Origin of the sequence: Amycolatopsis australiensis (assembly GCF_900119165.1) — a bacterium.
Taxonomy (GTDB): Bacteria; Actinomycetota; Actinomycetes; order Mycobacteriales; family Pseudonocardiaceae; genus Amycolatopsis; species Amycolatopsis australiensis.
The window spans coordinates 108,872-122,804 of record NZ_FPJG01000006.1 but is presented as its reverse complement, the minus strand read 5'-3'; the positions used below and the strand labels follow the sequence as shown (position 1 = coordinate 122,804).

13 protein-coding genes are annotated in these 13,933 nt (G+C 71.2%); 2 read left to right on the top strand and 11 right to left on the bottom strand.

What is annotated here, in order from left to right:
• The 6 genes from BT341_RS01605 to BT341_RS01580 form a co-directional block, all read right to left on the bottom strand.
• The gene (locus BT341_RS01605; protein ID WP_143168455.1) at positions 1–531 is read right to left on the bottom strand and encodes a GNAT family N-acetyltransferase; all 531 of its coding nucleotides are present in this window, start codon (positions 529–531) and stop codon (positions 1–3) included.
• A gap of 10 nt (positions 532–541) precedes the next feature.
• On the bottom strand, positions 542–1,717 hold the full coding sequence (locus tag BT341_RS01600; RefSeq protein ID WP_072474567.1) for a sensor histidine kinase: 1,176 nt from the start codon (positions 1,715–1,717) through the stop codon (positions 542–544).
• Positions 1,718–1,738: 21 nt separating this feature from the next.
• Positions 1,739–2,128: a DUF1707 SHOCT-like domain-containing protein gene (locus BT341_RS01595; RefSeq protein ID WP_084742716.1), complete on the bottom strand. Its 390-nt coding sequence runs from the start codon at positions 2,126–2,128 to the stop codon at positions 1,739–1,741.
• 7 nt (positions 2,129–2,135) lie between these two features.
• On the bottom strand, positions 2,136–2,651 hold the full coding sequence (locus BT341_RS01590; RefSeq protein ID WP_072474566.1) for a DUF1707 SHOCT-like domain-containing protein: 516 nt from the start codon (positions 2,649–2,651) through the stop codon (positions 2,136–2,138).
• A 58-nt stretch (positions 2,652–2,709) separates the two neighbouring features.
• On the bottom strand, positions 2,710–4,503 hold the full coding sequence (locus BT341_RS01585; RefSeq protein ID WP_072474565.1) for an acetyl/propionyl/methylcrotonyl-CoA carboxylase subunit alpha: 1,794 nt from the start codon (positions 4,501–4,503) through the stop codon (positions 2,710–2,712).
• Positions 4,504–4,610: 107 nt separating this feature from the next.
• Positions 4,611–4,886: an SAV_915 family protein gene (locus BT341_RS01580; protein WP_072474564.1), complete on the bottom strand. Its 276-nt coding sequence runs from the start codon at positions 4,884–4,886 to the stop codon at positions 4,611–4,613.
• Positions 4,887–5,016: 130 nt separating this feature from the next.
• Here BT341_RS01580 and BT341_RS01575 point away from each other — a divergent pair, with 130 nt between their 5' ends.
• Positions 5,017–5,730: a hypothetical protein gene (locus BT341_RS01575; protein ID WP_072474563.1), complete on the top strand. Its 714-nt coding sequence runs from the start codon at positions 5,017–5,019 to the stop codon at positions 5,728–5,730.
• Between the two features lie 62 nt (positions 5,731–5,792).
• Here BT341_RS01575 and BT341_RS01570 read toward each other — a convergent pair whose 3' ends face one another.
• Together BT341_RS01570 and BT341_RS01565 are read right to left on the bottom strand one after the other, a co-directional pair.
• Positions 5,793–7,145: a dicarboxylate/amino acid:cation symporter gene (locus tag BT341_RS01570; RefSeq protein ID WP_072474562.1), complete on the bottom strand. Its 1,353-nt coding sequence runs from the start codon at positions 7,143–7,145 to the stop codon at positions 5,793–5,795.
• A gap of 100 nt (positions 7,146–7,245) precedes the next feature.
• Complete coding sequence (locus BT341_RS01565; RefSeq protein WP_072474561.1) at positions 7,246–7,875, bottom strand: Maf family protein; 630 nt, start codon at positions 7,873–7,875, stop codon at positions 7,246–7,248.
• Positions 7,876–7,985: 110 nt separating this feature from the next.
• Between BT341_RS01565 and BT341_RS01560 the strand changes: the two genes are divergently transcribed.
• Positions 7,986–9,833: a glycoside hydrolase family 3 protein gene (locus tag BT341_RS01560; RefSeq protein ID WP_072474560.1), complete on the top strand. Its 1,848-nt coding sequence runs from the start codon at positions 7,986–7,988 to the stop codon at positions 9,831–9,833.
• Between the two features lie 63 nt (positions 9,834–9,896).
• On the opposite strand, the gene BT341_RS01555 is transcribed toward BT341_RS01560, so the two are convergent.
• From BT341_RS01555 to BT341_RS01545, 3 genes are all read right to left on the bottom strand, one after another.
• Entirely contained in the window at positions 9,897–11,510 is a 1,614-nt protein-coding gene (locus BT341_RS01555; protein WP_072474559.1) for a DHA2 family efflux MFS transporter permease subunit, read from the bottom strand.
• Complete coding sequence (locus BT341_RS01550; RefSeq protein WP_072474558.1) at positions 11,491–12,117, bottom strand: PadR family transcriptional regulator; 627 nt, start codon at positions 12,115–12,117, stop codon at positions 11,491–11,493. The genes BT341_RS01555 and BT341_RS01550 overlap by 20 nt, the downstream gene beginning before the upstream one ends.
• A 170-nt stretch (positions 12,118–12,287) precedes the next feature.
• A complete protein-coding gene (locus tag BT341_RS01545; RefSeq protein ID WP_072474557.1) occupies positions 12,288–13,871 on the bottom strand; it encodes a TROVE domain-containing protein in 1,584 nt (527 codons plus the stop codon).
• Between the last annotated feature and the right edge of the window lie 62 nt (positions 13,872–13,933).

Genomic DNA, 13,933 nt, shown 5'->3' with positions numbered 1-13,933 from the left:
TCAGGACGTGCGGTGCCAGCGGATCAGGCGTTCTCCCGTCGGGGCGTGCTCGGCCTCCGGGCCCAGCAGCGTGAACCCGCAGCGCTCCGCCACGATCGCCGAGGCGGTGTTGCTCTCCTCGTAGCGGTACGTCACCTCCCGCAGCCCCAGGCCGCCGAAGCCGAACCGCAGTGCCGCGGTCAACGCCGTCGTCGCGATGCCCTTTCCTCGCTCTGCCGGGTGGACCCAGATCGTCGCCTCCGCGTACGCCGCGTCCAGGTCCAGTTCGCGCAGGCCCACTTCGCCAAGGAGCCGTCCTGACGTCGGCTCCGCGATCGCCCAGGAACACCGCTCGTCGCCCGCCCACTGGGCTGCTCGCAGCGCGACGTACTCCGTTGCTTCGTCCAGGGTGCGCAGGCGGTAGTTCAGCACGTACTTGCGGTGCGTCGGGTCCGCGAACGCCTCCATCAGCAACGGCCGGTCGTCGATGTGCCGGTCCGCGCGCAGCTGGCGCAGGTAGTACGTGCCCGCGTTGATCTCCACCGGTTCCACTCCGCCCAGCCTAGCCACCCCGGCGGATCGCCGGGACCTGGGCGTTCACCGCCGTCCCGCCCCCGGGCGTGCTCTCCACCGACAGCGTCCCCGCCACCCGGTGGACGCGCCGGCGCATCGACTCAAGGCCGAACCCCGTGCCTTCGCCGCGGTCGCCCGGGCGGAACCCGATGCCGTCGTCGACCACGTCCAGCAGCACCACTTCGTCCGAATAGGACAGTGTCAGCCCGATCCTTGACGCCTTGGCGTGCTTCTCCGCGTTCGCCAGCGCTTCCTGCGCGACGCGGTGAAGCGTCACCTCCAGCTCCGGCAGCAGCGGCGACGGATCGCCGGTCACGGTACAGCCGACGTCGATGCCGGACGTCGCCGCGACCCGGGCCGCCAGCTCGGAAAGCGCTTCCGGCAGCCGCGCCGACACCAGCGGCTCCGGCGCCAGCGCCTGCACCGCCCGGCGCGCTTCGCCGAGGCTGTCGCGCGCCAGCGTGCGTACCAGCTCCAGGCGCCGGTCGCGTTCCGGGCCGTCCGCCTCCTCCGCCGCGCGCAGCTGCGTGACGATCCCGGTCAGGCCCTGGGTCAGCGTGTCGTGGATTTCGCGCGCCAACCGCTGCCGCTCGTCGAGCATGCCCGCCTCGCGTGCCCGCGCCACCAGCTGCGCGTGCAGACTCGCGTTCTCCTCCAGCGCGGCCTCCAGCCGCACGTTCGCCTTCCGCCGCTGCTCGCTCTCCGCGCCGACGAACCAGGCCGCGTACAGCAACGGCCCGGCCAGCGACAGGACCAGCACCCACGTCGGGCTCCGCGCCTCCGAGTCGGCCGCCAGCAGCGACAACGTCGCCGTCGCCGCCACCGCGAAGAAGCCCCACCGCGCCGGGAAGAGCACGAAGGCGAGGGGATAGCCGAAAGACGCGAAGCCCATGAACGTGTCGTCGCGGGCCACCAGGACCACGGCGGCCGCCAGCACGCCGGCGTAGTAGCCGGCGACCAGCCACGGGTGCGCCGCCCGGCGCGGGAACAGCGGGATCAGCAGCGGCAGCCACACCGCCGTCACCACGACGAACACCAGCGTGGTGCCCCGGACCCCCGGCCCCCAGACCACGCAGGCGGCGAGCGCGGCCAGCCCGACGCCGGTGAAGACCGGTCCCGCCAGCCGCTCGCCTCGGGCGTCCAGCGCGCCCGGAACCACGCCCATCACGGGCCGATTCTCGCAGGCTCAGCGGCGACGGCGGACGCCCGCGAGCATCGCGACCACCAGCGGCAGCGCGACGCAGATGATCAGCAGCCTGCCGCGGGACAGGACCAGCACCGCGATCGCCAGGACGATCGCGATCGGCACCGCGCTGCGGGTCAGGAACGTGGCCAGCGCGTTGCCGCCCGGCATCACCGGCACGTCGGGCGCCGTGGCCCCGTTGAGCAGGGCGCTCGGACGCGGCGACGGCAGGTCCTCGAACAGCGGCACGAGCTCGCTGACCCGCTTGGCCGCGGTGACCTTCGCCGAGCGCGTGCCGTACTCGTCGATGTCCAGCCGCCCGGTGCGGACGTGCTCTTCCAGCACGTCCAGGGCGTCCTGGCGTTCGGCGTCGCTCAACCGCATGTCACCCACGACGGGATCAGCGACCCAGTTCGCGCCGCTGGTCGCGGAAGGAGTCACGCAGCTCGCGCCGGCGCTCCCGGTCGCGCACGTGCCGGTCCCGCCGGTGGTCGTGGCCCCACATCGCCCGGCCGAACATGCTCACGCCGATCGGGATGAGGATCAGCGTGGGGTGCACGACGTGGGTGGCGATGAGCGCGATCGCCACGAGCCAGATCAGCGGGACGAACGCGGCGACGAACCGCTGGGCGCCCGACCAGCCGTCCGGCTGACGCGGCGCCGGCGGGGCGGCCGCGGCCGGCTCCGGGGCCGCGGCGGGCCGCGGGACGTCGTCGTACTGGGGGTGCGGGGCCGGCAGGTCCGCGAAGATCTCGACGAGCTCGCCGCGCGTCTTCGCCGCGGTGATCCGCGCCGAGCGCTCGCCGTACTCGTCGATGTCGATCCGCCCCGCGCTCATGTGCTCGCCGAGCGCGGCCAACGCGGACTCGCGGTTCTGGTCGCTGATCCGCAGCTGCGGAGACGGAACTTCGGTCACGTAGTCGATGGTAGGCCGCCTCCGGGGCGGCCCACCACGACATCCGTAACGAACTGTCCTACTTGATCTCGAGCAGCTGCGTGCCCTGCGTCACGGCGGCGCCGACCTCGACCGCCAGACCGGTCACGGTGCCCGCTTTGTGCGCGGTGACCGGGTTCTCCATCTTCATCGCCTCGAGGACGACGATCAGCTCACCGGCTTCGACCGTCTGGCCCTCTTCGACGGCGACCTTCACGATCGTGCCCTGCATCGGCGCGGTGACGGCGTCGCCGCTCACGGCGGCCTTGCCGCCGCCGGCCCGCTTGCGCGGCTTCGCCTTGACGGCCGCTCCGCCGCCCCCGCCGCCTTCGAGCGCGAAGCCGCCCGGCAGCGACACTTCCAGCCGGCGCCCGCCGACCTCGACCACGACGTTCTGCCGCGGCGCCTCTTCCGGCGTCTCGACGTCCGGGGCGACGAACGGCTCGATCTGGTTGTCGAACTCCGTCTCGATCCAGCGCGTGTGCACGCTGAAGCCGTTCTCGTCGCCGACGAACGCGGGGTCGTTGACGATCACGCGGTCGAACGGCAGCACCGTCGCCATGCCCTCGACGACCATCTCGTCGAGCGCCCGGCGGCTGCGTTCGAGGGCGTTGTTCCGGTCCGACCCGGTGACGATCAGCTTCGCCAGCATCGAGTCGAACTGGCCGCCGATCACGCTGCCGGACTCGACGCCGGAGTCGACGCGCACGCCCGGCCCGCTCGGCGCGACGAACTTCGTCACCGTGCCCGGGGCGGGCAGGAAGCCGCGGCCCGCGTCTTCGCCGTTGATGCGGAACTCGATGGAGTGCCCGCGCGGCTCGGGGTCTTCGGTGATCCGCAGCTTCTCGCCGCGCGCGATCCGGAACATCTCGCGGACCAGGTCGAGCCCGGTCGTCTCCTCCGACACCGGGTGCTCGACCTGCAGCCGCGTGTTGACCTCGAGGAAGGAGATCGTGCCGTCGGTCGCGACGAGGTACTCGACCGTGCCCGCGCCGTAGTAGCCGGCTTCCTTGCAGATGGCCTTCGCGGACTCGTGGATGCGCTTGCGCTGCTCGTCGCTCAGGAACGGCGCGGGCGCCTCCTCGACGAGCTTCTGGTGACGGCGCTGCAGCGAGCAGTCACGGGTGCCGACGACGATCGCGTTGCCGTGCATGTCGGCCAGCACCTGGGCTTCGACGTGCCGCGGCTTGTCCAGGTAGCGCTCGACGAAGCACTCGCCGCGGCCGAACGCGGCCACAGCTTCACGCGTGGCCGACTCGAACAGCTCGGGGATCTCTTCGCGGGTGCGCGCGACCTTGAGGCCGCGGCCGCCACCGCCGAAGGCGGCCTTGATCGCCACCGGCAGGCCGTGCTCGTCGGCGAACGCGACGATCTCGGCGGCGTCCTTGACCGGCTCCTTGGTGCCCGGGACCAGCGGCGCGCCCGCGCGCATGGCGATGTGGCGCGCGGTGACCTTGTCGCCGAGGTCGCGGATGGACTGCGGGCTCGGCCCGATCCAGGTCAGCCCGGCGTCGAGGACGGCCTGGGCGAAGTCCGCGTTTTCGGAGAGGAAGCCGTAGCCCGGGTGCACCGAGTCGGCGCCCGCGCGCTTCGCGGCGTCGAGCAGCTTCTCGATGTTCAGGTAGCTCTCGGCGGCCGTCGTGCCGCCGAGCGCGAAGGCTTCGTCGGCCAGGCGCACATGCGGCGCGTCGCGATCCGGATCGGCGTACACCGCGACGCTGGCGAGCCCAGCGTCCTTGGCGGCTCTGATCACCCGCACCGCGATCTCGCCCCGGTTGGCGACCAGGATCTTGGTCACCGGGCCACCCGTGGATTCGCCGACCTGCTCGGCCACCCCGCACCTCCTGCGTCCCGACAGCTGCATTGCTGACCGCCTGCGCGGCATCCGGAAAGTCTACGGATCTGACGTCGTGCGTCCCTGGAGTGAGAGCTGAACCACGCTCAGGCGTGGTGGCGCAGCTCCGCGGGCAAGGGCGAGTCGAGGACGATCACGTCGTAGGGGTTCGCCGCGTGGACCTTCGGCAGGTGCTCGGTGTTCACCAGCGCCCACGGCTGGTGCTCGCCGCAGCACTCGATCAGCCGGTCGAGCGCGGTGAACGCGACCAGCGCGGTACGGCCGTCGGGCGTGCGGCGCAGCTCGATCGACGCGCCTTCGGTCTCGGCGCTGACCGGGCCGGTCGGCAGGTACAGGGCGGGCGGCAGGTTCGGGTTCGTCACCCGGCCAACATAGACGGATACGCTCCGCGAGGCCCGCTCGGCTCCGCGGGGTGCCCGGCCGGGGGATTTCGGCCACACCCGGCCGGGGCGCCGCCCACACACAGTCGCGAACCGGCTTACGCTCTGTCTCATGCGGACTTCGGCGGCGCGGACGCCACGGTCGGCGCTGCTGACCGCGGTGCTGGCCGCGGTGGTGACCCTCGGCGCGATCGGCGCGGTGTTCCTGCTGCGGCCGCGGCCGGCGGAGCCGTCCGGCGCGGCCGAACCCGCGGCGGCCCCGGTGCCCCCGGTGGTGACGTGCGGCGGTGGCCCGTGCCGCCAGGTCGCGGCGATGACGGTCGGCGGGGTGCCGGTGGTGCTGCTCACCGACGCCTCGGGCGGGTCGGCGCGGGTGCGGGTCGGGCCCGAGCCGGGCACGGTGTTCGAGCTGGCGATCGCCCAGCTCGGCGTGCGGCTGGACCAGGACTCGCTGCGCTGCATCGACGGCGCGGCCCCGGCGTGCCTGATCCGTGGCGACGCCGGCAAGGCCGCGTACGGCGAGCTGCTGGTGGCGAGCGGGGGAGTGTGGCGCGACCCGGGGAAGCCGTACTTTTCCGACGCCGGGACGCTCTCGCTCTACGACGTCACGGCCGACGGCCGTCCCGACGTGATCGTGGTGCGCCACGACTGCCCGGGCGCGGAGCCCGGAACCCCGAAGTGCGACGCGGCCCCGGTGCTGGGCCAGGTGTACGACCTGGCGGGCCGGTCGGTGGGCTGCACGCGGCGCGTGACGTCGCCGTCCGACCTGCGCGGCTGGCCCGACATCCGGCTCACCCGCGCCGACCTGCGCCCCTGCCCGGCCTGAAAGCGCCCCAAGGTGGCCTTCGGTGCGTGAGACGCACCCAAGGCCGCCTTGGGGCGCTGGGGTCAGGCGGGAGCCGGGGCCGTGGGGCGCGCTGCGGAACCGTCGTCGGTGTGCAGCGGGCGGTCCGTCGGCGAGTTCAGGACCTCGTCGTCGAGCAGGCCCTCGCTGCGGGCCACGATCGTCGGGACCACGATCTGGCCCGCGACGTTCGTCGCCGTGCGCATCATGTCCATGATCGGGTTGACCGAGTAGATCAGCGCCAGGCCCAGTGCGACCTGCTTCGCGTCCAGGCCGATGAACGACGTCGTCAGCGTGAACGCCGTCAGCCAGCCCGTGGTGCCGGCCGTCGCGAGCGCGCCGACCACCGCGACGACCACGATGCCCGCGTACTGCCAGAAGTTCAGCGACACCCCGGCCAGGTTCGCGACGAAGATCGCCGCGATGGCCGGGAAGACCGCGGCGCAACCGTCCATTTTGGTCGCGCTGCCGAGCGGGGTCGCGAAGGCCGCGTACGCCGGCTGGACGCCGAGGTTCACCGCCGACTGGCGGGTCAGCGGCAGCGTGGCGGCCGAGGACTGCGAGGCGAACGCGAACTGGATCGCCGTGCCTGCCTTGGCGAAGAACTTCAGCGGGCTGACCTTCGCCACGAACCGCAGCAGGATCGGGTAGACGACGAACAGCACGAGCAGGCACCCGACGTACACCGCGAGCGTGGTCGAAAACAGCGGCCGGAACAGCGCGTCGCCGTAGTTGGAGACCGCCGCGCCGATCAGGCCGATGATGCCGATCGGGGCGAGCCGGACGATCCAGCCGAGGTAGCGCTGGATGATCTCGAACACGCTCGTCGTGAAGTCCACGAACGGCTTCGCGCGCTCACCGAGACTGTAGGCGGCCGCGCCGATGACCAGCGCGAGGAACAGCACCTGCAGCGTCTCGCCGTCGGAGAACGCTTTCACGAAGTTCTCCGGCAGCAGTCCCTTGACGAAGGCGTCCCAGGAGCCCCAGTGGTCGACGCTCTTGGCGGCCTTGTCGGCGTTCTTGGCCGTCGCCGTCACGCCGCCGAGCCCGCCGGCGCCCGGGTTGAAGATCCGGCCGATCGCGATGCCGATCAGCGACGCGATGAACGACGTGATGGCGAACCAGAGCACCGTCTTGCCGCCGAGGCGCGCGGCGGTGCGGCCGCCGCCGAGGCCGCGCAGGCTGTTGATGCCGACCACGATCGCCGTGAAGACCAGCGGGATCACCGCGATCTGCAGCAGCGTGGTGAAGATGGTGCCGACCTGGTCGAGGAGATCGGTCAGCCAGCCGGCCTCGGTCTGCCGCGCGACGACGCCGAGGAGGGCGCCGACGACCAGCGAACCGAGGACCGCGGCCGCGAACACCCGCGGCTTGGTGTAGGTCCGTACGAAAGACACGGGGCGACTCCGGTGCTCGAAAGTTTCCTGTCTTGCCTCGTGGGAAGAACGTTAGGCAAGCGAGCACTCTTCCGGATCACCCGTTCGTGTGGCGCCTTTCTCAGGATGCGGGACGCCGCCAGAGATCCACGACACTCACGCCGACCTCGGCGAGCAGCCGGCGCGTCAGCGGCAGGCTGATGCCGATGACGCTCGTGTGGCCGCCGGCGAGCCCGTCGACGAACCAGCCGCCCAGGCCGTCGATCGTGAAGCCGCCGGCCACGTGCAGTGGCTCGCCGGTGGCGACGTAGGCGTCGATCTCCTCGGGGGTCGGCGTGCCGAAGCGGACGGTCGTCGATTCCCAGCCGCTGGTCTCTTTCGTGCGCGCGCCGTCTTCGAGCCGGACGACCGCGTGCCCGGTGAGGAGTTCACCGGATGTTCCCGCCATCGCGGCCCAGCGCTCCCGCGCGATCTCCGGCGCACCCGGCTTGCCGACCATCCGGCCGCCGATGTTGAGCATCGAGTCGCAGGCGACGACGACGGCGTCCGGGTGCGCCGCGGCGACCTGCTCGACGACCGCGTCGGCCTTGGCCGCGGCGAGCGCGGTGACCAGCTCCGACGGCGACGGGTCGGTCAGTGAAGCGGCGACGGCGTCTTCGTCGACGCCGGAGACGAACACGGCGGGATCGAGGCCCGCCGAGCGCAGGAGGGCGAGCCGCGCGGGGGACTGGGAGGCGAGAACGAACTGCACAGCGTGAACGTACCCGGCGGGCCGTCGTGACCGAATTGTGACTGACGCCACGCAGCCGGAGAGCTATTTTGTTGTGGCTCGCAACATATGGATCGTTTCCGGAGGGAACAATGTCGCTCCTCCGCGCCAAGAGATCACTGCGCGCCACTGTCCTCGCCGCTGTCCTCGTCTCGGGCACGGCGCTCGCCCCGGCGGCGTCGGCCTCGGCGGCGCCGCTCTACAAGAACCCGCACGCACCGGTGTCCGCACGCGTCAAGGACCTGATGTCGCGGATGACGCTCGACGACAAGATCGGGCAGATGACCGAGGCCGAGCGCCAGGTCGCGACGCCCGCCCAGTCCGCGACCGCCCGGCTCGGCTCCATCCTCTCCGGCGGCGGCTCGACGCCGACGCCGAACACGCCCGCCGGGTGGGCGGACATGATCGACGCGTACCAGCAGGCAGCGACGTCGACCGGCCTAGGCATCCCGATCGTCTACGGCGCCGACACCGTGCACGGCCACAACAACGTCTACGGCGCCACGGTCTTCCCGCACAACATCGGCCTCGGCGCGGCGAACGACCCGCGGCTGGTCGAGAAGATCGGCGCGGTCACCGCGGACGAAGCCGCCGCCACCGGCGTCAAGTGGGGTTTCGCGCCCTGCCTGTGCGTCGCCCGTGACGACCGCTGGGGCCGCACGTACGAGTCGTTCGGCGAGATCCCGCGCAACGCCGTCGCGAACTCCGTGATCATCGAAGGCATGCAGGGCCGTTCGCTCGACGACCGGACGTCGATCATGGCCACCGCCAAGCACTTCATCGGCGACGGCGGCACGACCGGCGGCGTCGACCAGGGCAACACGCAGATCAGCCTCGACGAGCTCCGCCGCATCCACCTCCCGCCGTTCCGGGCCGCGGTCGACCACGGCGTCGGCTCGGTGATGATCAGCTTCAACAGCTGGAACGGCGTCAAGGACCACGGCAACAAGTTCCTCATCACCGACCTGCTGAAGGGCGAGCTGCACTTCTCCGGGTACGTGATCTCGGACTGGGACGGCATCAACCAGATCGACGGCCAGCCCGGGTTCACCCCGGCCGAGGTCAGCCAGGCCGTCAACGCCGGTATCGACATGGTGATGGTGCCCTACGACTACGCGAAGTTCATCGACACGCTGCGCGTCGAAGTCCAGAACGGACACGTCCCGATGTCGCGCATCGACGACGCCAACCGGCGGATCCTCACGAAGAAGTTCGAGCTCGGCCTGTTCGAGCACCCGTACACCGACCGCTCGCTGCAGAAGGACTTCGGCAGCGCGGCACACCGCGCGCTGGCGCGGCAGGCGGTGCGCGAGTCGCAGGTGCTGCTCAAGAACGACGGGGTCCTGCCGCTGGCCAAGAAGAACAGCAAGATCTTCGTGGCCGGGAAGAACGCGAACGACATGGGCAACCAGGCGGGCGGCTGGACGCTCACCTGGCAGGGCCAGAGCGGCGAGCGGGTCATCCCCGGCACGACGATCCTCGACGGCATCCGCAGCGGTGCCGGGAAGGGCACGGAGGTGACCTATGACCGTGCGGGTGACGGAATCGACCACAGCTACCAGGTCGCGGTCGCCGTGGTGGGCGAAACGCCGTACGCCGAAGGGCGGGGAGACCGGCCGGACGGACTCGGCCTCGACGCCGAAGACGTCGCCCTCATCGGCAAGCTGAAGGCTTCGGGCGTCCCGCTGGTCGTGGTGACGGTTTCCGGGCGGCCGCTGGACCTCACCGCGCAGCTGCCGTCGATCGACGGCCTGGTCGCGGCCTGGCTGCCGGGCTCGGAGGGCGCCGGCGTCGCGGACGTCCTCTACGGCGACTACAACCCGACCGGGAAGCTGAACTTCACCTGGCCGCGCAGTTCGTCCCAGGAGCCGATCAACGTCGGTGACGGGCAGCAGCCCCTCTTCCCGTACGGGTACGGGCTGTCCTACCGACGGCACTGAAACCACCGCTCCCGCGGTCCGTGCGAGCCTCCGGTACCCGACACCCGGAGGCTCGCACGGTTTTCAGGCCGCGGCGGCCTCGGTGGCCGGCTTCGGCGCTTCCCGGTGCGGCGTGACCCGCCGCAGCACGGCGGCCGACAGGACACCCAGCAGCAGCACGGCCATCGGCAGCAGAATCGTCACGCGGGCCGCGTCCGTGAGTCCACTGTGGACCGCTTCGGTGGCCAGCTTCCCGGCCTGCGCGGCGATCTCCGCGGGCAGCCCCGGCATGGGCGACGGCCCGCCGGCCGGCCCGAACTCGCCGGTGCTGGCCGCGGCGTGCGCGATCCCCGAAGCGAACGGTTCCCGGTACTGCTCCGGCAGCTGCGCAGCGGCCTTCGCCGCCTCGTCGGCGATGGACGAGCTGACCTGCGCCTGCAGCAGCACGCCGATCGCCGCGGAGCCGAGCACGCCACCCACCTGGCGGGAGGTGTTGAAGATCCCCGACGCCGTCCCGGCCAGCCGCGGTTCCACCGACCCCATCGTCATGTTGCTCATCGGCGAGAAGATGCAGCCGATGCCGAGCCCGCACACGAGCAGCGCCGGGATGAAGCTCCACGCGCTGCTCGTCGGCGACGCCTGCAGCGCGATGATCCCCAGGCCCGCGGCCAGCGCCGCCAGCCCGAACATCACCAGGTACTTGCCGTTCACCTTGTCGGACAGGTTCCCGACGAACGGCGCGACGAGCCCCGACAGCAGCGACATCGGCGCGGTCAGCAAGCCCGCCATCGTCGGGGTCAGCCCGAGCACCGACTGGATGTAGATGACCAGCGGCAGGAACATGCCGGTCATCGCGAAGCCGACCGTCGTCGCCGTCAGCGTGCCCGCCGAGAAGTTGCGGTTCGCGAACACCTGCAGCGGCAGCAGCGGCTCGCGTTTGTTGTACCGCTGCCACACCAGGAACGCGATCAGCAGCACCACGCCGGCGCCGATGATCTCGAACACCGTGATCCCGCCGAACACCGTGCCCCAGTCGTACTGCTGTCCGTTCTGGACACCGAAGACGATGCACAGCAGCGCCGCGCTGGAGAGGAAGATGCCCAGCAGGTCGAACGAGTGCGAGTGCTTCGGCTGCCAGTCCGGCACCAGCAGCAGCGTCATGACGATGGCGACCACGCCGATCGGCACGTTGACGTAGAAGATCCATTCCCAGCCGAGGTGGTCGACGAGCACGCCGCCGAGCAGGGGGCCGGTGATCGTCGCCAGGCCGGCGACACCGCCCCACATGCCCATCGCCGGACCGCGCTTGGCCGGCGGGAACAGGTGCGTGATGAACGCCAGCGTCTGCGGCGTCATCAACGCGGCGCCGAGCCCCTGCACGGCCCGCGCGGCGATCAGCATCTCGACGTTGCCGGACAGGCCGCACCACAGCGACGCGCCGGTGAACACGACCAGCCCGGCGAGGAACACGCGCTTCGGACCGAAGCGGTCGCCGAGCCGGCTGGTGAACAGCATCGGCACGGCGTAGGTGAGCAGGTAGACGCTGATCACCCAGACGACCGAGTTCAGCCCGGCGTTCAGCTTGGCCAGCATGGTCGGGATCGCGATCGACACGATCGTGGTGTCGAGCAGGATCATGAAGAAGCCGAGGCACAGCGCGCCGAGCGCGGCCCACGGGTTAGCTTGTCTTGCGTTCATCGTCGTCTTCCCTGGTGATGAGCGTGAGCTCGGGTTCGGCGCAGTCCTGGAACGGGATCCGCCCGGACTTCAGGTCTTCGTGGAGCCGCTCGGTCCACTCGAGCTCGAACTTGCGGTGGTCGCACTGGTAGCGCCAGTCGAGCCAGTAGATCTCCGGCGTCCCCTCCGCGGCGAGGTGGTCGAGGACGGCCCGGTCGGCCGCGACGTTCGCGCGCAGCCGGGTGATCCGGTGCTCGAGCTCGAGCAGTGCGGTCTCCTTGCCGAGCTCGTCGATGACGGCGAGCCCGGACAGGTACGCCGGGTACTCCTTGACGAGGTCCCCCAGCAGTTCACGGCCGCGGCGGTTGAACTCGTCGAGGCCGGCCTGCGTCATGCCGTAGACGGTCCGCTCCGGCCGCCTGCCGTCACGCTGCGTGTCGACGACCTCGATGAATCCGTCGCGCTGCAGGCGCTCCACGGTGTGGTAGAGCGATCCCGCCTTCACGTTGACCCTCGTGTCGACGTACCGCTCCCGCATGAGAACAGCCATTTCGTACGGGTGCATGGGCCTCTCGTGCAGCAGTTCCAGCACGGCGAGGCCGAGCGGGGTCAGCTTGGCCGAGGCCATGATCGTTAGTCCCTTCGGATGACTCCTCGTCGGTTATTCCACGTGGACTATACGGCGCAGACCAGTACCTGGTCCACGGTCGGTTCCGTGACCGTCCGTGCACGCTCCGAAAAGCCGTGAATGCCACACCCGGACCAAGTGTCCCTCGATGTGGCATTCACGGACGTCTTTCAGAACGGCCAGTCGGCGTTCCGGCCCGCCTCCAGCAGCGGGATCATCCGGAACGCCTGGTCGGTCAGGCCGCCGAACGTGTGCCGGTTCGCCGAGCCGGACGGCGCGTGGCCGAACCGGTAGCCGGCCAGGTTCCACGTGTACAGCGGCACCTGGGCGGGCAGCGCGTGCCCGACGTCGCCGTACACGGCCTGCTCGTCGGTGAGGATCACGACGCGGTCGTGCTTCGCGAAGTGCTTCTTCACTGCGCCGGCCGTGTTGGTGCCGCCGCCGAGGAAGAACCCGCCGGACTTCCAGCGCTCGACGTCGCTGAGCAGCGAGCCACCCGGGCGCAGCTTGAACACCTTCGTCCGGGTACCGCCCAGCAGGCGGTCGGAGAACGACACGACATCGGCGTCCGCGCACCGACGGCCCAGCGCGAGCCCGAACACCGCGGCCGCGTCCCAGCGCATCAGCGTGCCGTCCCGGCTGAAGCCCATGTTCATCGACGACGACGTGTCGACGAGCACGAGCGTCCGCCCGGGCAGCCGCGGCACGTTCGCCAGCGAATGCGCGATCGCCTGCTCCAGCGCCCATGCCCAGCGCAGCGACGGCGCGGCCCGGTAGGCCGACAGGAACCGCATCGGCAGCTGGCGCGACTTCGCGACCTGACCCGGATCGGCCAGCCGCGCCGCGACGCGCTGCGCGACCTCGTCCGAGACACCGGCCTCGTCGAAGTTGCGCAGGTTGCGCAGCTGGGCCATGTAGCCCATCGACGGGATCAGCGCCTCCCAGACGCGCGCGTCCAGCGGTCCCTGCAGCCAGCCGGCGACCGACTCCCACGTCATGCCCGCCGCGCGCAGCACGTCCGCCGCGTCCGGGCGCTGGAGCAGGGCGCGGCGGCGCGGCACCTCCCACGACGTCAGCTCGGCGCGGGCCCGCAGTACCCCGAGGGTCTCCGGCAGCGGGTTCCCGCGGTCGTGCCGCTCGTCGAGGATGTGCTTGAACAGCTCGCCCTGCGCGGTGTCGCGTGCGGCCGGGTGCGTCAGCTCCAGGACGTCGGCGAACCGGAACGCCCGCGCCGCCGAGTCCCACTTGACGTACGCGCGCTCGTCGTAGAGCTTCCGGGCCGCGTCCGCGATGCCGCGCTTGACCGGCTTCGGGACGTTCCTGCCGTGCACCGAAGTCCAGTACGCGAGCAGCTCGCCGGGCTCGTCGGCGCGCTGCAGGACGTCGGCGACGACCTGGCGGCCGAGCCCGTCGAGCCCCGCGTCGCGCCGCGCCTTGGCGAACTCGGCCGCGCCGACCAGCGACGCCGTGCGCAGGTTCGCCTCGGACCGCAGCCAGCCCAGGAACCGGGCCGTCCACTGTGGATCCTTCAGGGTCGCGGCGTGGACGAGCGCGGTGAAGCGCGTGTCGCGCGCGTCCGCGGACTCGTAGAAGGTGTGCTCGCCGACCATGTTCGTGACGGCGAGCAGGAACAGCTCGGACCGGGCGTCGCGCGCGTAGCCGGGAGCGCCCTGGTGGGTGACGGCGGACGGCGTCGCCTCGCCGCGGACCGGTGAGGTCGCGGCGGGCGCGCGGGCGGTGTTGAACTTGCTCATTTCGTTCCCCCTCGAAGTGAGGGAGCCACGGCCACGGCGATGCCCGAGATCGAATTCGGTGA

Excerpts from the sequence above, each read along its gene's own strand:
- BT341_RS01560 (WP_072474560.1), top strand. The coding sequence starts at position 7,986 with ATGTCGCTCCTCCGCGCCAAGAGATCACTGCGCGCCACTGTCCTCGCC.
- BT341_RS01555 (WP_072474559.1), bottom strand. The coding sequence starts at position 11,510 with ATGAACGCAAGACAAGCTAACCCGTGGGCCGCGCTCGGCGCGCTGTGC.
- BT341_RS01575 (WP_072474563.1), top strand. The coding sequence starts at position 5,017 with ATGCGGACTTCGGCGGCGCGGACGCCACGGTCGGCGCTGCTGACCGCG.
- BT341_RS01550 (WP_072474558.1), bottom strand. The coding sequence starts at position 12,117 with ATGGCCTCGGCCAAGCTGACCCCGCTCGGCCTCGCCGTGCTGGAACTG.
- BT341_RS01600 (WP_072474567.1), bottom strand. The coding sequence starts at position 1,717 with ATGGGCGTGGTTCCGGGCGCGCTGGACGCCCGAGGCGAGCGGCTGGCG.
- BT341_RS01545 (WP_072474557.1), bottom strand. The coding sequence starts at position 13,871 with ATGAGCAAGTTCAACACCGCCCGCGCGCCCGCCGCGACCTCACCGGTC.